20 protein-coding genes and 1 pseudogene are annotated in these 18024 nt (G+C 39.4%); 11 read left to right on the top strand and 10 right to left on the bottom strand.

Annotated features, from left to right (window positions below; genetic code table 11):
• Window positions 1–189 (top strand): annotated as a pseudogene (locus FTU17_RS11580) (IS701 family transposase); the annotation flags it as partial.
• A gap of 85 nt (window positions 190–274) precedes the next feature.
• Here the strand turns inward: FTU17_RS11580 and FTU17_RS11575 are convergent.
• Window positions 275–910, bottom strand: coding sequence for a cation transporter (locus FTU17_RS11575; protein WP_180132102.1), 636 nt, complete (start codon window positions 908–910; stop codon window positions 275–277).
• Between the two features lie 76 nt (window positions 911–986).
• Between FTU17_RS11575 and FTU17_RS11570 the strand changes: the two genes are divergently transcribed.
• The 3 genes from FTU17_RS11570 to FTU17_RS11560 all read left to right on the top strand — a co-directional run bounded on the left by FTU17_RS11570 (window position 987) and on the right by FTU17_RS11560 (window position 3142).
• Complete coding sequence (locus FTU17_RS11570) at window positions 987–1403, top strand: Cd(II)/Pb(II)-responsive transcriptional regulator (protein ID WP_168379319.1); 417 nt, start codon at window positions 987–989, stop codon at window positions 1401–1403.
• Between the two features lie 80 nt (window positions 1404–1483).
• Window positions 1484–2878, top strand: a complete 1395-nt coding sequence (yegQ, locus tag FTU17_RS11565; protein ID WP_180010889.1) for a tRNA 5-hydroxyuridine modification protein YegQ — start codon at window positions 1484–1486, stop codon at window positions 2876–2878.
• Between the two features lie 9 nt (window positions 2879–2887).
• On the top strand, window positions 2888–3142 hold the full coding sequence (locus tag FTU17_RS11560) for a YfhL family 4Fe-4S dicluster ferredoxin (protein ID WP_180009475.1): 255 nt from the start codon (window positions 2888–2890) through the stop codon (window positions 3140–3142).
• Between the two features lie 286 nt (window positions 3143–3428).
• Here the strand turns inward: FTU17_RS11560 and ahpF are convergent, their stop codons facing one another.
• Window positions 3429–4994, bottom strand: coding sequence for an alkyl hydroperoxide reductase subunit F (gene ahpF, locus FTU17_RS11555; protein ID WP_180123958.1), 1566 nt, complete (start codon window positions 4992–4994; stop codon window positions 3429–3431).
• Window positions 4995–5426: 432 nt separating this feature from the next.
• On the opposite strand from ahpF, the gene FTU17_RS11550 reads away from it, so the two are divergent.
• Window positions 5427–6035 carry a DsbA family protein gene (locus tag FTU17_RS11550; protein ID WP_180113958.1) on the top strand — a complete coding sequence of 203 codons (609 nt, stop codon included), beginning with the start codon at window positions 5427–5429 and terminating at the stop codon, window positions 6033–6035.
• 85 nt (window positions 6036–6120) lie between these two features.
• On the opposite strand, the gene FTU17_RS11545 is transcribed toward FTU17_RS11550, so the two are convergent.
• From FTU17_RS11545 to FTU17_RS11535, 3 genes are read right to left on the bottom strand one after another with little or no spacing between them, the layout of a single operon-like run.
• A complete protein-coding gene (locus tag FTU17_RS11545; protein WP_180135550.1) occupies window positions 6121–7041 on the bottom strand; it encodes a hypothetical protein in 921 nt (306 codons plus the stop codon).
• 41 nt (window positions 7042–7082) lie between these two features.
• The gene (locus FTU17_RS11540; RefSeq protein WP_078189120.1) at window positions 7083–8213 is read right to left on the bottom strand and encodes a toxic anion resistance protein; all 1131 of its coding nucleotides are present in this window, start codon (window positions 8211–8213) and stop codon (window positions 7083–7085) included.
• Between the two features lie 16 nt (window positions 8214–8229).
• Window positions 8230–9021, bottom strand: a complete 792-nt coding sequence (locus FTU17_RS11535) for a tellurium resistance protein (RefSeq protein ID WP_078189121.1) — start codon at window positions 9019–9021, stop codon at window positions 8230–8232.
• 327 nt (window positions 9022–9348) lie between these two features.
• Between FTU17_RS11535 and FTU17_RS11530 the strand changes: the two genes are divergently transcribed.
• Complete coding sequence (locus tag FTU17_RS11530) at window positions 9349–9837, top strand: TIGR00645 family protein (protein WP_078189122.1); 489 nt, start codon at window positions 9349–9351, stop codon at window positions 9835–9837.
• A gap of 62 nt (window positions 9838–9899) precedes the next feature.
• Here the strand turns inward: FTU17_RS11530 and FTU17_RS11525 are convergent, their stop codons facing one another.
• The 5 genes from FTU17_RS11525 to FTU17_RS11505 all read right to left on the bottom strand — a co-directional run bounded on the left by FTU17_RS11525 (window position 9900) and on the right by FTU17_RS11505 (window position 15130).
• Window positions 9900–10604, bottom strand: a complete 705-nt coding sequence (locus FTU17_RS11525; RefSeq protein ID WP_180051207.1) for a Crp/Fnr family transcriptional regulator — start codon at window positions 10602–10604, stop codon at window positions 9900–9902.
• A gap of 117 nt (window positions 10605–10721) precedes the next feature.
• A complete protein-coding gene (locus FTU17_RS11520; protein WP_180135546.1) occupies window positions 10722–11684 on the bottom strand; it encodes a TauD/TfdA family dioxygenase in 963 nt (320 codons plus the stop codon).
• Between the two features lie 247 nt (window positions 11685–11931).
• The gene (gene rnk / locus FTU17_RS11515) at window positions 11932–12336 is read right to left on the bottom strand and encodes a nucleoside diphosphate kinase regulator (RefSeq protein ID WP_078192900.1); all 405 of its coding nucleotides are present in this window, start codon (window positions 12334–12336) and stop codon (window positions 11932–11934) included.
• A 160-nt stretch (window positions 12337–12496) separates the two neighbouring features.
• Complete coding sequence (gene glyA, locus FTU17_RS11510; RefSeq protein WP_180035998.1) at window positions 12497–13750, bottom strand: serine hydroxymethyltransferase; 1254 nt, start codon at window positions 13748–13750, stop codon at window positions 12497–12499.
• 156 nt (window positions 13751–13906) lie between these two features.
• Window positions 13907–15130, bottom strand: coding sequence for an alpha/beta fold hydrolase (locus FTU17_RS11505; RefSeq protein WP_180041539.1), 1224 nt, complete (start codon window positions 15128–15130; stop codon window positions 13907–13909).
• A gap of 206 nt (window positions 15131–15336) precedes the next feature.
• Here FTU17_RS11505 and FTU17_RS11500 point away from each other — a divergent pair, with 206 nt between their 5' ends.
• The 5 genes from FTU17_RS11500 to FTU17_RS11480 all read left to right on the top strand — a co-directional run bounded on the left by FTU17_RS11500 (window position 15337) and on the right by FTU17_RS11480 (window position 17876).
• Window positions 15337–15666, top strand: a complete 330-nt coding sequence (locus FTU17_RS11500) for a hypothetical protein (protein ID WP_180008264.1) — start codon at window positions 15337–15339, stop codon at window positions 15664–15666.
• Window positions 15667–15755: 89 nt separating this feature from the next.
• The gene (locus FTU17_RS11495) at window positions 15756–16454 is read left to right on the top strand and encodes a 3'-5' exonuclease (protein WP_180008265.1); all 699 of its coding nucleotides are present in this window, start codon (window positions 15756–15758) and stop codon (window positions 16452–16454) included.
• Window positions 16455–16542: 88 nt separating this feature from the next.
• The gene (locus FTU17_RS11490) at window positions 16543–17013 is read left to right on the top strand and encodes a hypothetical protein (protein ID WP_180135545.1); all 471 of its coding nucleotides are present in this window, start codon (window positions 16543–16545) and stop codon (window positions 17011–17013) included.
• Complete coding sequence (locus FTU17_RS11485; protein ID WP_180135543.1) at window positions 16973–17302, top strand: hypothetical protein; 330 nt, start codon at window positions 16973–16975, stop codon at window positions 17300–17302. Before FTU17_RS11490 ends, FTU17_RS11485 begins: the two co-directional genes overlap by 41 nt.
• A gap of 217 nt (window positions 17303–17519) precedes the next feature.
• Window positions 17520–17876, top strand: coding sequence for a hypothetical protein (locus FTU17_RS11480; RefSeq protein ID WP_180123772.1), 357 nt, complete (start codon window positions 17520–17522; stop codon window positions 17874–17876).
• The last annotated feature ends 148 nt before the right edge of the window (window positions 17877–18024 follow it).

Below are 18024 nucleotides of genomic sequence, written 5' to 3'. Positions count from 1 at the left end.
AAACTGATTTTGAATCATATTTTTTCAGCCTTGATGGCCTACGTTGAGATACAAAAGAACCAGTTTGAGCGGATCTTTGAAAATATATATCGTTGGCAGAAGAAATTATTTAGACCAATTATCAAAAGCTTCATTGATGACTTTATTCTCGATAAAAATCATCTGCTACCACAGAGAATCTTTAAATAATAGTGCGTAAGTCCTAGTCTATTCATCTGCGTTAAAAACATGGATAAAATGAATGCCATTAACGGTGGATTTAAGAGTAAGTATTTTAAGAGCAAGGGGTACTCAGAATATCTTTTTGCTTACGCTCTTGCAGTGCTTTTCGAATTACCTGATAACCGCCCGTTAAACCTAAGATCGCCATGATTACAGCCACAATCAAATCTGGCCATAGACTTCCTGTACCAAATACCCCGACGGCCGCCAAGATCACCGCGACATTACCAATCGCATCATTACGGCTACATAGCCAAACGGATTGCATATTGGAGTCGCCTTCTCGGAAGGCATATAAGACGTATGCACAGATGACATTAGCGACTAAAGCTAAGATACCAATTATACCCATGGTGATCGGTTCAGGTGCGATCCCATTGGCATAGGCATAGAGCACTTTGGCAATCACCACGATCCCAAACGCTGCCATGACAAAACCTTTCACCAAGGCGACTGTTGCACGCCAATATAAACTGGCGCCAAGCACGGCTAATGAAACCCCATAATTTACAGCATCACCAAAGAAATCCAGCGAGTCCGCCCAAAGCGCAGAAGAATGTGCATAAGCCCCACCAATCAGCTCCACCAAAAACATCATGGCGTTAATGATTAAGGCAATCCAAAGTGCGATACGAAATTTACTGTTGGGTTTGTTTGGTGCTGGCTCATGACTACATGTACATGCCATAAATGTGCTCCAATTTTAAAATCAATGGATTTGTATTACTCTTATTCAAAACTATGGACTCACTCCAAGGTCAAGCATGAACGTACAAAAACATTATTTGATTAAAGAATTGTCCACCAAATCTGGGGTAAGCATTGACAGTATTCGCTTTTATGAAAAGAAAAAACTGCTGAAACCTAGCTTCCGCGCAGACAACAATTATCGCTATTATGATGAAGAAATGTACAAACGTTTGGTTTTTATTAAGCGCTGTCGAAACCTCGATATTTCTCTCACCGAGATTCAAACCCTGCTTGAACTTGAGCAATCCCCTACGCAAAGCTGTCATGCTGTGAATGAATTAATTGACAATCACATTCGTCAAGTTTCTGAAAAAATTAAAGAATTAGAAAATTTTAAAATACAGTTAAGTAAGCTCCGTGCTAGCTGTAATGAAACCAGTCAAATTAATGATTGCCAAATTTTAAAACATTTGGAAAACGGAATATCTTGAAAACCCAACTAAAATACTTGGTTGAATCCTTTTTTTAGATCACTACAATAAAGCCATAAATTTTTTATGCCTTTATTGACATGACGATTCAACACGTAACCGAACTCCTCTCACCTGCTGGCTCTTTAAAAAATATGCGCTACGCTTTTGCTTATGGCGCAGATGCCGTGTATGCAGGTCAGCCGCGATATAGCTTACGTGTGCGCAATAATGCTTTCGACCATGACAATTTAAAAATTGGCATTGAAGAAGCTCATGCCTTAGGGAAAAAGTTTTATGTGGTGGTAAACATCCAACCGCATAACTCAAAACTGAAAAATTTCATCCGTGACCTTGAACCTGTGGTTGCCATGAATCCTGATGCACTGATCATGTCTGACCCTGGTCTAATCATGATGGTGCGTGAACATTTTCCAGAAGTGTCCATTCATTTGTCTGTCCAAGCCAATGCGGTGAACTGGGCAACGGTTAAATTTTGGAAAAATATGGGACTGACACGTGTCATTCTGTCACGTGAATTATCAATCGAAGAAATTGAAGAAATTAAACACAATGTACCTGATATGGAAATTGAAGTTTTCGTACATGGTGCATTATGTATGGCTTACTCCGGTCGTTGCTTACTTTCTGGCTATATGAATAAACGTGATGCAAACCAAGGTGCATGTACCAATGCATGCCGATGGGATTATAAAATTCACGATGCAGTTGAAGATGAAACTGGTGATGTTATTCCAGTCACACAAATTAAAGAATCATCATGCTGCAATAATAAAAATGCCGATGAGCAACACGCCCTAGAACAACACCAATTCGGCGAGCCGGTTTTATTACAACGCAATGAAGAAGACATGTTTGCTGCCGAAGAAGATGAGCATGGCACTTATTTCATGAACTCGAAAGACTTGCGTGCTGTACAGCATGTTGACCGTTTAACCAAAATGGGCATTCATTCTTTAAAAATTGAAGGCCGTACCAAGTCTTACTTCTACTGTGCACGTACTGCTCAAATTTATCGTAAAGCCATCGATGATGCCCTTTCTGGTAAACCGTTTGACCCTGCTCTCATGTCTCAGCTTGAAGGCCTTGCGAATCGTGGTTATACCGAAGGTTTTCTACGCCGCCATGTTCATAGTGAATATCAAAACTATGAAACCGGCTCTTCACGTTTTGATCATCAACAGTTTGTAGGTGAAGTCTTAGAACGCAATGGTGACTCTCTTAAAATCGAAGTGAAAAACCGTTTTGTTGTAGGTGATTCTTTAGAACTGATGACCACTTCAGGCAACATCACCTTCGTTTTAACTGAAATGAAAGATAAAAAAGGTAATCTAATCGACGATGCCAAAGGTTCAGGTCATATCGTGGATATTCCTGTACCTGCCGATGTGGATATGCGATACGCCTTACTGATTCGTAACTTACCCAATTCGACAGTGGATATTTCGGCTTCAACTTTAGCTTATCAGGCTTGAGTTTACTTTATGGCTTTGTTGATTACAGACAAATGCATCAATTGTGACATGTGTCTACCTGAATGTCCCAATGATGCCATTTATGAAGGCTCAAAGATTTATGAAATCGATGTCGCACGTTGTACTGAATGCGTCGGTTTCTATGCGCACCAAACTTGTGTTTCAGTTTGTCCGATTGAGTGCATTGTGCCTCATCCTGAACATGTGGAGACAGATGAGCAGTTAATGGAGAAGTTTAAAGGCTTGAATTTATTTAAATCTTAAATTCGTGATGTGATTGGTATATTAATTGCTTACTCCGCTTTATATTTTATAGAGAAACAACCTTGGGGAAAGTATAAAAATAAGGTTGTAAAACAAAAATAGCTGGGCAACGAATAGGATTCAAAATGTGTGGGAACATTTTTGAATCCTAATTTTGCAGACAAAAAAAGGAACTCCGGTGTTAGCATCCAAAGTTCCTGTAAAACGAGAATATTAAGAAAAATAATATTCAAATGACAACATTCAGCGCGGCCAGCGTGTTTCTCGAAACACACTGGCCTTTCTTTTATTGACCCGAACGGATGATGTAATCAAAAGCAGACAATGAAGCTTTCGCGCCTTCACCTGTCGCAATGATGATTTGTTTGTAAGGTACTGTTGTACAGTCACCGGCAGCAAATACACCTTTTACATTGGTTTCGTTACGTTCGTTAATTACGATCTCACCACGGTTTGAAAGTTCAACTGCTGTTTCTTTTAAGAAATCAGTGTTTGGTAACAAACCGATTTGTACAAAGATACCTGCCAATTCAATCGTTTTGATTTCATCTGTTGCACGGTCTTTGTAGTTCAGTGCAGTCACTTGTGAACCATCACCAACCACTTCTGTAGATAATGCATTCATGATCACAGTGGTATTCGGTAAGCTGTTTAACTTGTCTTGAAGGACTTGGTCAGCACGAAGTTTGGTATCAAATTCAACAAGTGTTACATGTTCTACAATACCAGCAAGGTCAATCGCCGCTTCGACACCTGAGTTACCACCACCTATCACTGCAACACGTTTACCTTTAAACAATGGACCGTCACAGTGTGGGCAGTATGCAACACCACGAGTACGGTATTCTTGCTCACCTGGAACATTCATCTCTCTCCAGCGTGCACCTGTTGAAAGAATCACTGTTTTAGATTCAAGTTTTGCACCATTCTCTAAAGTTACTTCAACTAGACCATTGGCTGTTTGATCTGCACCTTTGATGTCTGATACACGTTGCAAGTTCATGATGTCCACACCGTACTCACGTACATGTGCTTCCATTTCAGCAGCAAACTTAGGACCTTGTGTCTTTTGAATCGACGTGAAGTTTTCAATGTCCATGGTATCCATGACCTGACCGCCCATGCGCTCAGCCACGATACCGGTTTTGATACCTTTACGTGCCGCATAGATCGCAGAAGTATTACCTGCAGGGCCACCACCAATCACAAGGACATCAAAGGCATCTTTGGCATTTAACTTTTCAGCATCTTTTGCAGCAGAGTTGGTGTCTAATTTAGCAATGATTTCTTCCAAAGTCATACGACCTTGACCGATGTGGTTGCCGTCTTGGAATACCATTGGTACAGCCATGATTTTGCGTTCTTCCACTTCGTCTTGGAAGAATGCACCATCAATCATGGTTGCAGTTGTACCCGGGTTGTAAATTGCGATCAAGTTAAGTGCTTGAACCACGTCAGGACAGTTATGGCAGCTTAAAGATACAAACACATCAAAGTCAGTTTTAAGACCTAGACCTTTGATAGTGTTCAGTACTTCGTCAGAAACTTTCGGTGCATAACCTGAAGTTTGTAGCAAAGCTAGAATCAAAGATGTGAATTCGTGGCCCATCGGTAGACCTGCGAAGAATACACGTGGTGTTTCACCTGCTTTTGCAATACCAAAGCTTGGCGCACGGCTGTTGTTACCGTCAAAACGTGCAGTCACTAAATCAGATAAAGCGGCAACTTCGGTCACCAATTCTTTAATTTTGTCTGATTTGTCCGTGCCGTTTAAAGTCGCGACGATTTCAATCGGGCCTTCAAGGCGTTCAAGTAAGGTTTTTAATTGAGCAGAAGTATTTTGATCTAACATTGCTAACGTCTCCAGAGGAGTAAATTTATTTGATGAGAGAATGATAGAACAAACCATTAAATAGGTGAAACGGTTTGTTTTTATAAAATTAATCGGTTTTACAAATCAAATGATTAAATTTCTTTCTAAATCATAAATATATGGCCTATATTAACATTAAAATGATTTATTTCGTACATATATATCGTGATAAATCCCTCATTTTTTTCTTTTTTATTGAAATCACACCAAGCCTGCGCAAGACCCACTTACGTCCTGATTAATTACAAAACCTTTATAAAGCTTTAAGTTTCATTTCAGCAAGTCGGCTTTAAATCAAATGAAATATCAGATGATTTGACTGCTTTTGAGTTCTATCAATAAAGCCGCAATCAATCCCTTGCATTAATCAGCCATCGATCTACATGTATAAAATCAATAGTGAGCAGAATAATGAAAATTGAATTTGTCTTTGATATTGTTTATCCCATGAGTTATGTCGCATTTCAAAAGTTAAAACAAAACTGGAATGAACATACAGCAACCCGTGTAGAGCTATTACCGATTCAACGCGTTCCAGAAATTCCTGAACAAGGCTTAGATGTGCTGCAGTATTTAACCGATAAGTATGGTGCGAGTGCAGCAAAGCGAAAACTCGAAATGACGAAGTTCGCCGCTTATAGCGAAGACGTGATTGTCAATATTGAGTACATGAAACGTATGCCAAACAGTCAACTGGCTCATCAAGGTATTTTGGCCTTGGACAATATTCTGGATCAATATGCCCTGACTCAAGCCCTATTCCATGCATTATTTGCACACGGTCAAAATATTGCTGATATTCAGGTTTTAAAAAGCATTATTGAAGGCATTGGTTTAGATGGCTCGAAAGTACTGCGCTCAATTCAACATAAAGATATTGCAGACCGCCAGCATGAAATTACACAGTATGTAAAATCAAAGGGACAGCACCCGATTCCTTTTTACCTTGTGGATGGCGAAGTGAATGATCAGACTTTTTCTACACAGGAACTTCGACAACTGTTTCATCGCGCAAGTTAATCTACCTAAGATCAAAAATCCCCATACTATGTGATGGGGGTTTTTATTCTGAGCAATGCAGTTATCTAAAAAGAAAATATGCCTGTTAATGAAGTCCCTGCTCAATTCGAATAATCCGTGATTTGAACTGCTGAGAAAGCAGATACAAAATTAAGCTCAAAATCAGCGTGAGTACTATCACGACGATCAACACCCAACGTACAACAACTTCTACTACATTGGCTTGCTGAACTTGTTTTTCCACGCTTTGCGCCATCGGTGTCATGGTTTTATCAAATAACTGATTTTGCATCGCCCAGAGCTGTTCAGGCTGAAAACCGTATTCACGGAATTTTGCTGGATTTTGTTGCTCAGCATTGATTAAGGATTGCACCAAAGGAATTGCTGTCGCACGATCTACAGGCTTATGCATCAAAGCAGCTTGTGCAAGTAAATAGGCTTGCACGGGTTTTGCCAATTGTGCATCTTCCATTTCGAAAGCCAGCTGGCTTTCCTGAATATTTTTTTCATAATGTACCAATTTTTGATCTGCTGCACGGTCATCATGATTAAGGTCATATTGCACATAAGTTAAGCCTGACCAAAGCACAATAAACGATAAAATCCAGCCAACAAACTTCAATACAAAAGATTGGAAACGAATTCTAAAAAATTGAATTTTTTTTAGAAAACCAACCAAGAAAAATGCGCCAATAAATGAAACGATGAGTTTTAGAAATAACCAACCAATAAAGGATAAAAAGTTTAAAAAATAGTCGGAAGACTCACCGAGTTGATATGTCAAATCACCTGCACTAATGGGTATATGCAATTGCTGTACGCTAGAGCTTAGGCCAAAAAAGCTATAAACCATATCATGCTGAATAAACAACATCACAGCCGAAACGATCAGTACTGAAACACTGGTTAAGGTCAATAACGTCAAATTGCGTTGACGCTTCTTAATGGTTTGAAGCCCTGTTTTCAGTTGCTGCGGATTTAGCGCATATTCATCAATGGGAGGCAAAGACATACTCCTTCAGATTATATTTTCACCTCCCTCACAGCTTATGAAGAAGGGTTTGAACCACTCGATTCAATCACCAAATGATTCAAATTGTTTTGTAAGGCACGAATACGTGTCGTCGCTTCTTCACGCTTTTGTACACCTTCTTTCTGAATTTGAATCACATCATTAACGGTTTTAATGAGGGTATTTTGCACATGTTCAAGTGTTTCGATATCAATCACTGAACGCTGATTGGCTTTTGCTGTATCGACAGAGTTTTGATGCAACAAATCTGCATTGCGTTTTAACAGGTCATTGGTCGCATCATCAATGCTATTTGCCAATTGCACGCTGTTCTTTTGTTCTTGCAATGAAATCGCCAAGCTAATTTGGTTTTTCCAAGCCGGTAAGGTGATATTTTTAATAGCATAAAATTTATCAACCAACATCAAATTGTTGGATTGAATAATACGAATCATCGGCAAGGTCTGCATCGCAGACTGTTGCAAGATCTGTAAATCACTCACACGTTTTTCAAGATTATTGGCCAAATGATTGAGGTCATAGACTTTTTGCGTAGTTGTTTGATCTTGAACTTGGGTAGTTAAACTTGCAATTTCCTGTTGGATTTCCTGCTCTTTCAACTTACCTGCGGCGATATACACCCCTAATTGTTTATATTCGTCTTGCACGCCTTCAAACATTTTATCTAAGGTATTTACACGCGCTTTTAAGCCATTTTGCGAAGTCTCAATTTCTTTGACCAACGCATCAATTTGCTCTTTGGTGGTATTAAAGTGCTGATCAAAACTTTGCTTGGCACCTTTAAATTTACTCAGTAAACCACCAAAAAATCCTGAGCTTTTCGATTTATTTAAAATGCTCGTGGTATTTAGTTGCTGTGCGACTTGTACCACCTGATTGAGCTTTTGACCTGTCGCATCTAGATCTTTATTTTGCACCAAATTTAATAATTCATCGGTATAGGTCGACGTCTTGGTGGCAATGTTTTTACCATATTCAGCAACACTATTATGACTTAAATCTGCCAATTCCTTACGTGCAGCTTCGACTTCGTGAAAATCGGAAGTTTGTAAGCCAATTTCCTGTAAATTGAGTTGCTGAAACTTTTCTTCAGTCAATTCTTTACTTACTTCAACGGGTAAATTTTTGGCATCTAAATCGGTCATAACTCACCTTATATTTCTAAGACTTAGAGGAATTCTCTAATGATTTTTTTAAAGTTTTAATCAAATTTTCACGGCTATTATCAAGCTTTTCCAATGAACTTGTCGAGTTACTTTGACGACTTTGTTTCACATGATATTGCCATGCCGGAATCAACACTTGCTGAGCTTCCTTATATCGATCTAATAAACCAAAAGAAAGCTGCTGAGAAAGCTGCATTTGTGTAATTGCAATATCATTACTGGCTTGTAAGGTTTGCAACGTATTCACCTTTTTCGATAAGCGTTCTGCAAAGTTATCAAGCGGATGCTGATTTTTAACAAACTGTGGGTATTCCAGCAAAAATTCTTCAGCCGCGACGATATAGCGCGCCATTTGCTCACGTAAACCCTGTAATTGATTAAAACGTGCTTGGGACTTTTGAATTTCTAACTGTAATTTTTGGCTCAGATGATTTGCCCGATCAAGTAATTGATCTAGATTTTTGTAATATTCAACTTGTCCTGAACCATATTCCAAATCGATGCCTAACCATTTTTGCAGGGCATTAAATTTGCGTGTTTTTAAATATTTTTTTGAATTGGCTAGAGCTTGAATCAACTGCTCAATGGTTTGACTAAGTTGTTTCGTCAACTGAGGGTCAACACCATCTAGCAGCACCGACTGTGCTTGAATTAATTGATCTGCATAATGATTTAGACGATATTGATCGGTCAGTAATGGCACAAGGTCATTCCGCTTAATCGAAAGCACTTCCGCCCGATCTACCGTAATATCCTTTAACGGCACCAATACATCAATTTGTGACATAGCCAATTAAACTCAATAAAATCATTTTTATACTACAAGTTTTGCCATAAAAGTCTTGTAGTATTTTGCAAAAAATACATCTATTTCATCAGTCAAATTTCGCCATCAAATTCAACCGTTGCCTATAGATCCGCCAAAGCAGCCATACAGCATCATTTGAATGGATATGATGACCTACACAGATGAATTCAAGCTTAAGATACCCAAAGATTCAATCTAGATTTAAATTAAACAACTGACTCTACATGAATTATTATCAAAATTATCGTAAAATTTAATCCATATACTTTAGAACCAAATATTAGATCAATAAATTTAGAGGCTTAAATGGAACGTTTTTTCCATAACACAATGTATGCAGCACGTTGGATTCTGGCTCCCGTGTACTTTGGTTTATCCTTTGCACTGCTACTGCTCGCGATTAAATTTTTCCAAGAAGTCATTCATGTCCTTCCGCATATTTTAGAATATTCAGAAGCTGACCTGATTTTAGTCATTCTCTCTTTGGTCGATATGACTATGGTGGGCGGACTGATTGTAATGGTGATGTTTTCAGGCTATGAAAACTTTGTTTCGCAATTAAAAATTAATGAATCGACCAATCGCTTGAACTGGCTCGGCACCATGGATGCCAATTCATTAAAACTCAAAGTTGCAGCATCAATCGTGGCAATTTCTTCGATTCATTTATTACGTATTTTTATGGATGCGAAAAACATCCCGAATGACAAAATCATGTGGTACATCATCATGCATTTAACCTTTGTTTTTTCTGCTTTTATGATGGGATATTTGGATAAAATCAGTAAGCACTAATCTAAAAACAAGTCCAATGAAGCCATTTGCGATCATGGCTTCTCGTCAAATTTTAAATCTAGTTATTCATCTAGTTCACTCATTTGCCTTAAACGCTCAAGATCCAAGATCACGATTTGTCCATAATTCCACGCGATCACTTGTGTTTGGACAAATTGCTGCAGATGTTTATTCAACGTTTGGCGTGAAATATTAAAAGACTCTGCAAATTCCTGCTGACTGAGTCTCAAAGGAATTTCCTGCCGACATCCATATTGCTCATAGAGTCGAATCAAATGTCTAGCAATACGCTGCTCTAGCGTTGCCGTTCGCAAATAACGATTATGCTCAAACATCAAATACATGCGTCGACTGAGAGATTGCACGACATTCCAAAGCGCCTTCGGATCACGCTGTAAAACTGCTAAAAACCTTGTTCCAGAAATGATTGCCACCTCGACGTGTGTCGCAGCAAAATAATCATAATTCAAAGGCTTTTGTTGTAAGAGTGCGACAAAATTAAATACCGACTGGCGACGAATATAATCATTGACAATCAATTCACCATTATTTTGCAACCAACCAATTTGTAGCGTACCTGAAAGCAAAATATAAATATCTTGCACGATTTGTTGTTGTTTTAAGATGTGCTGCTGCGCATGAAACCGTGAATATTTTACCTGTTGCACAAGCTGTTCTAAAGTCTGATCGCTAAAGCCCTGAAAGATGTCTTCATTACGTAAAATTTGCAACAAATGCTGTTGGGCGGTGTTCTTTTGATCGCTCACGTCTATAAAAAAATGCCTAAGATCTCATTGATCTTAGGCAAGTGCTTAAAAATGTAAAACCATTGTTTTTCGCATTATTTATCTGTTTTTATGCTGTTTTAAATGACGCTCTCATACTTAAGATGCTTTCTCATAAATACGGCCTGCTTCTGAACGCAAGTTTGAAATATCGGTGTTTTGAATATTTTTCAGTACAGTACTCGGCTGACCATTTACATCGACAGGTACATCACCCTCAATGGTGACACGTGAGGCGATACGTGACTCATCACCATAGTCATTGATGGCACGATGCTGCGTTGCACGATTGTCCCAAATGGCAACATCACCAACCGCCCAGCGCCAACGCACAATATTTTCCCATTGCACGATTTGCTCTTGAAACAGTTCAAATAAACGACGTGACTGTGCCGGACTATATCCACTGAAGCGTTTAAAGAAGTGACCTAAAACCAAACTTTTTTCACCTGTTTCAGGATGTACACGCACCAATGGATGCTCGGTTTCCACTTCTACCGCGGTACGGAATAAATGGCGACCTTCTTCATTGTACTGACCTTTGGGAGTCGCATAGTCATAACTATTACTATGCACCGCGCGTAATTGTTCCGCCAGTTTTTGCAGCTCCGGACTTAAATCTTCATAAGCCGTCACGGTATTGGCCCAAACTGTATCGCCACCATGTTCAGGTGCAACTACATTTCTTAAAATTGTGGCTTTGGGATAATTGGGTAAAAATGTAATATCGGTATGCCATGAATCTGCGCGCCCACCACGTGAGTCAATTGACAACGTATGTGCTGTACCATCTTTGAGTGGCACACTTGGGTGATTCAACGGATTTCCTAAAAGTCGTGCAAAGGCTTCTTGTTCTAAATCGGTGAGATCTTGCTGCCCACGCACAAATACAACTTTATATTTTAATAGTGCATGATTAAATTCATCGACCACGCTTTTGTCTAAACTTCCAGACAACTGAATGCCAGAAATTTCGGCACCAATACGACCGGTTACAGGTTTTACTTCAATATGCTGATATTGATAGTCTGGATTGTAATGATTCGATTCTAATTGTGTCATAGGGCTCTACCTTATTCTTCAAATTATTAAGCAACGATGGTGTTGTTGAAATAAAGTGTGCCGACTTCGTGCCCATGACTCTGTCAATTATTTGACAGTTTTCCCAAGTTAAACTGCTATGGTTGTAATGAAATCTGCTTAACAACTTTTGCCCATTTCATATCTAAAAATGCAATAAAGAAAAAATAAAAAAGCCATCGGTATCGATGGCTTTGTGTACGGATTATATCTGTTTATCACAGCGGAATTATAGATAATTCCCTTCACGCTCAGGTTGATAGAGCACTTTAATGATTTTGACTTTCATGGTGTGACCATCAGGCTGCGGCCATTCTATTTCCTGCCCTTCAGCCAAACCTAAAATGGCAGCGCCCACTGGAGCCAAAACATTGACTTGACCTTTATCGCCACGAAAATCATGTGGATAGACCAGTGTAATTTCGGTTGCTTCTGTGGCAGGTGCAATGTTAATGAGAACTTTGGCATTCATACTCACCACATTGGCAGGGACATCTTGTGGAGCAACCACTTCAGCGCGCGCCATCTCATCTTCCAAATGCTCCATCGTTGGCGTCAACTTAGACTGATGCTCCAACATGGTTTCTAAGCGATGTAAATCTTGTTCTGAAAGAATAATATTGGGTTTTTTCATATAAAGTTCCTTTGCGACCTTGCCAACAGATCTATAGCGATGGGCAAATTTTTTGTTATCTCTTATTCCGTTATATCAGAAATATAAATGTTTAGATAACTTTTGAATTTTTCTGATGACATAAAAAAAGCCCCCTTGAGGGGGCTTTCTCAAGTCAGACTTATTTTGCGTAAACTGGGAATTTAGCGCAAACAGCAGCAACTTTTTCTTTCACTGTAGCAATCACAGCTTCGTCACCTTTGCTGTCTAGAACGTCAGCGATCCAGCCTGCAAGGTCACGTACTTCAGCTTCACCAAAACCACGTGTTGTTACAGCAGGAGTACCGATACGGATACCAGAAGTCACGAATGGAGAACGTGGATCGTTTGGTACTGAGTTTTTGTTCACAGTAATGTGAGCAGCACCTAACCAAGCATCGGCATCTTTACCAGTAATGTCTTGTTTAATTAAAGATAATAAGAACAAATGGTTCTTAGTACCGCCAGAAACAACATCATAACCACGTTCGATTAAAACTTCAGCCATTGCTTGCGCATTCTTAACAACTTGTTGTTGGTAAGCTTTATATTCAGGCGCCATTGCTTCTTTGAAGCAGATCGCTTTAGCCGCTACAGCGTGAACTAAAGGACCACCTTGGTTACCAGGGAATACAGCTGATTGTAATTTTTTCTCGATTTCTTCATTTGCTTTCGCAAGAATTAAACCAGAACGTGGACCACGAAGTGTTTTATGTGTAGTCGTTGTAGTTACGTCAGCAATTTGTACTGGGCTTGGGTAAACACCAGCAGCAACAAGACCAGCTACGTGAGCCATATCTACGAATAAGTAAGCACCAACTTTGTCCGCGATATCACGGAAACGCTGCCAATCAACAACTTGGCTATACGCAGAGAAACCAGCCACGATCATTTTTGGCTTGTGTTCTTCAGCTAAACGTTCAACTTCTTCATAGTCGATTTCGCCAGTTTCTGGGTTCAAACCGTATTGAATTGCGTTGTAAGTTTTACCAGAGAAACTAACTTTAGCACCGTGAGTCAAGTGACCACCGTGAGCCAAGCTCATACCTAAAACTGTATCGCCTGGGTTAAGTAGCGCAAGGTAAACTGCAGAGTTTGCTTGTGAACCAGCGTGTGGTTGAACGTTTGCATAATCAGCACCAAACAATTCTTTAGCACGGTCAATGGCCAATTGTTCGATCACGTCTACATACTCGCAACCGCCGTAGTAGCGTTTGCCAGGGTAGCCTTCTGCATATTTGTTAGTAAGTTTTGAACCTTGAGCTTCCATTACTGCAGGTGAACAGTAGTTTTCTGAAGCGATTAACTCAATGTGCGCTTCTTGGCGAGCATCTTCATTCGAGATCGCTTGAGCTAATTCAGGGTCAAATTGAGCAATAGAGGTGTTGGCAAACATTAGCGAGGTCCTATTAAATTAGGGCTTTTAAGCCGTGCTAAGATTGGCGCGTATTGTAGCATGAAGTTTTAGAAATGAGAGAGGGAAGTTTGTGCTGTTTTTAAATAAATAATGCCCGTGTTGAATCTGCACGAGCACTATTTAAGTCAAATCAACTTATTGATTTGGCATGAGAGTCTCTACATCTTGCACAAAATTTGCCAGATTATCGGTATAAATACTGATATGATCTGCTGTCGCTTGCTCACGGTAGTCAATCGATGTTCCCGGCTTAGCAAGGCTAATCATAAATTTAGTCGCATCTGCTGGAATGGTCTGATCGGCTTTACCTTGATAAATGATGATCGGCGTTTTCACCGCTGTCGTTAAAGGCTGTGAACCTTCACTCATAAAGTTTTGGATTGGCTTTAAAGTTAAGAAATCAGACTGCATGCGTCCATAGTTATCCAAAGTCGTGTTCTGACTCGCATAACTGAGCATGTCATCTTGAATTAACTTGGTTAACTCACCTGAACACACTGTTTCAGCCTGAGGTGCAATCGCAGCCAAATGTCCACTAAATACTTTTGAATAATCCACACTGTTTTTATGCCCTTGCATACCCGCAATAATCTGCGCAGTAAAACTGTCTAAAGGTGCATAAATCATACTTTGCACAGTTGCAGGTTTACCTTCCGCTAACTTCTCGCCTGCGTCAAGAATGAGCGCAAGATTATTTGCAGGTGCTATGGCAATCGTTCCCTTATAGTTTAAGTCAGCACGCGATGCGAATTCAGCTGCACCTAACACGGCTTGACCACCTTGAGAATGCCCGATTGACACCCAATCCTTCGACACCGTTTTACCTTGGCTGGTTAAATAACTTCGAGCAGCGACAACGGCATCGGTAATCGAAAAGGCTTCACTTTTTAGATTCAGATAAGGATGGTTTTCACGTCCACTAGGTTCCCCTAATCCTTCATAATCGGGTGCCACAACGACATAACCCTTTGCCAATAACATTTGCAATAAATATTCAGTGCCTTGCAAACCTTGTCGGCTCGGAGCGCATTTATCAGCCACACCGGTCGTTCCATGTGCCCAAGCCACAATTTTCCAACCACCTGCCGGAGCAACAGTTTTTGGGGTAAAGACTAAGGCTGTGGCTTGAACAACTTTGCCATCTACTCCTAGCATTTTATAGGTCATCAAACGGCTGTCTGCACTCACAGCAGACATATTGTCTTGACTATAGGCGGTTGTAGTTACCACTGGATTTTTGATCTGATTGAGATCAGCGTTTGTTTCAGGGTTACTAAATTGTTGGTCATTACTATCATTACCGCAGGCTGCTAAAAATAGCGCACTGCTGACTAAAACCGTTAAACGCAGCATTTTCATTCCATGATCATTTTGTTTGTTGTTTTAAAGTCAATTTTTCATTGAATATGAATCATTAAATACATGGAACAAACTTTTGTTCAAGCCTAATTTTTAAGCAACTACTCTTATTTTAATTTATCAAATTAATATAGAACTAAAACTTTGTTTTAGCTCGATATGGATTAACAGCATTCAAATACATCAGCCACCCTGATCTCAGAAAAATGGCTGAACTTATATTTCTGATCATTGGATACAGATTGGGCTATTTTTCGGAGGTTAAAGCAAAATGTAAAATCAACAAAAATGCTGTACCCCCTGCCAACTACACAAACATATGCACAAAAGTAAAGCCGAAAAACCACCATGCTATTGATCGTGAACATACTCTAGTGCTTAATCCACTTAGCGACATTTTTGGATATCAAGATGGACAAAAGCCTTTAAAACAAGTCGATTTAGAAGATGGTTTAGCTTTATCCCGCTGTAAAGGTTTTATTTCGGCAGATGCGATAAAAGCAGATTATTTAAACACTGCGCAGCCATCTTCATAATATTCCTACAAATAATCACAGCATGGGTTTGTCAGTGTGGATGTGATAATGTACATTCATAAACATTATTCAACATGCTGGAACTGGACATGCAAGCCATCATTCTCGACACAGAAACCCATACACTAAATGGACAACCCATCGAGATTGCCTATGCTCCAATTCAGGTGGCAGATGCCAAAATTACCCTAGATAAATCTAAAATTTTTGATCAACTTTATCGTTGTGATGAAGCAATTTCTTTTGCAGCAATGGCTGTACATCATATTTTAGAATCAGATCTTGAAGGTCAGCCCCACTACAGCAGTTTTGAACTCCCATCAGAGACGACATACATCATTGGGCATAATATCGACTACGATATTCGAGCTCTCGAAAAATGCGGTGTAGATAGTTCAAAAATCAAAGCCATTTGTACCCTTGCGCTAGCTCGTCGTGTTTGGCCTGATGCAGAAGCGCATAATATTTCTGCCTTGATATATATGATCACCAAAGGCAGTGGAAAAGCCCGTGAAATGATCCGTAAAGCTCACCGCGCAGATATGGATATTATTTTAACTGCCAATATTTTGATGCATATTGTGCATCACTTAAAAATCAACAGCATCGAAGAATTATACGAAGCTTCGGAAGATGCACGCATTCCACGCAGTATTAATTTTGGTAAACACCGTGGTACTGCAATTGCTGAATTACCTGCGGACTATGTGCAATGGCTATTACGTCAAGATGACTTAGACCCGTACCTACGTAAAGCTTTAGAAAATTCTGCTGTCATTACTTTATAAATCATTGATTATTTAATATTTTCTTAATATTACTGTCATTATTACTGCATAGGATTGCCTTAATTCTTTTGAGCTATGGAATTAAGGCATGTTCAACTATCAAAAAACTGAGCTGGGTTTTCAAACATTAAAAGACCGACAGCTCGCATTAAATGCAAGACAACGTCGTCTGCTACTCTTAATTGGTACTGATGACTTTAACCAAATGCCTGTGCATTATCAGCAGCGCATTGCTGAAGTGACATTGCTTGAGCAACTAATGGAACTTGGGCTGATTCAGCCAATTACAGCACATGATCATCTACGCCTTCAAAGCTCAGATTTTTCTGCTTTTAATACTCCTAAAAAAGCGCCTAGCAATACGTCCGATCTCAATACCTTTAGCCTTGCATCCGATTTCACAGCGCAAAAAAATGTGACTTTTAATGAACATTCAATGCCTACGATGGAAGTTCCTCAGACTCAGACTCAGACTCAGACACAGTACGCACTGACGCCCCCCCCTACCAATGGATGCGATGAGCTCTACACCCCATCAATTCAAACAAGCCACACCTAAAACTACGACAACGAACAATCCAGTATTGCCAGAAAAAACCGTTGATTTCATCGAGCATGATTTTGATGAGTTACAGAGCTTTATGTGCAGTTACTTACAGCGCTATTGTGGGCTTATGGCAAAAAAATTAATTCTTAATATTCAACAGGCCACGGATATTGCAGACTTAAAAGCCTGTCAGATGCAATGGATCACCTGTCTAAATGAATCCAATATTCAACCTAAACTCTTACAACATGCATTACAGCAAATTAATTACAGTCTAAAAAATCTGCAACAACTGGTTTAACTTAGAGACTTTTCCTCACTTCTCATTCAAAAAACAACTTAATGAGGTGAGTTATTTTTCAAGCATATCAATATAAGAAATTGAATTTTATTAACTTTATTGATTCACTTATTTCTTTTAAGGTTTTAACTGCTGTTTTATACGACCTTCCCCTAATGTCAATCAACAGTAAAAAATCGCAAGAATTAAACCGACCTCCCAGCGTTTGAGCATGTCAATGTCACAACAATTTTGTTTAGAATTTGATTCTTTCGATAATCCAATGCAACTCAGCAAAATTGGCAATTGGGTGTTTACATTCTTAACCTCACCAGACGAATTGCCCGATGTTCAATTGGCCATTACCTATGTCATGCCACGAAAAATTAGTGATGAATTACAGCCTCGACGGGTGGTCATTCAAAATACAGCCCTTGAAACAATTTGGCGTATAGAACAAGTCGAGTGCTTCAACAGCCAAACGAACCAAGAACTCACCTTTACAGCAGCTGAGCCACAAGCTCAATTGGTTTTAAACAGTATCATTGAGGAATTTGCCCGTTATGATGTCCCATTGGTATTCAAGCCTCTTTAATTTAAAGCGAATTCCAACTTATTTTTCATAAAGATTTAAGCTGTCTCAATGATTTAACCAAAGTTAGCTAGACAGACATTAAATGAAAAATAATCCATACAGATTATTATTGCTCAATTCGTATACACTATTCCTGCTCAATAATTTT

Source organism: Acinetobacter sp. YH12070 (assembly GCF_013419625.1).
Lineage (GTDB): Bacteria > Pseudomonadota > Gammaproteobacteria > Pseudomonadales > Moraxellaceae > Acinetobacter > Acinetobacter amyesii.
This window is presented reverse-complemented; position numbering and strand designations above follow the sequence as displayed.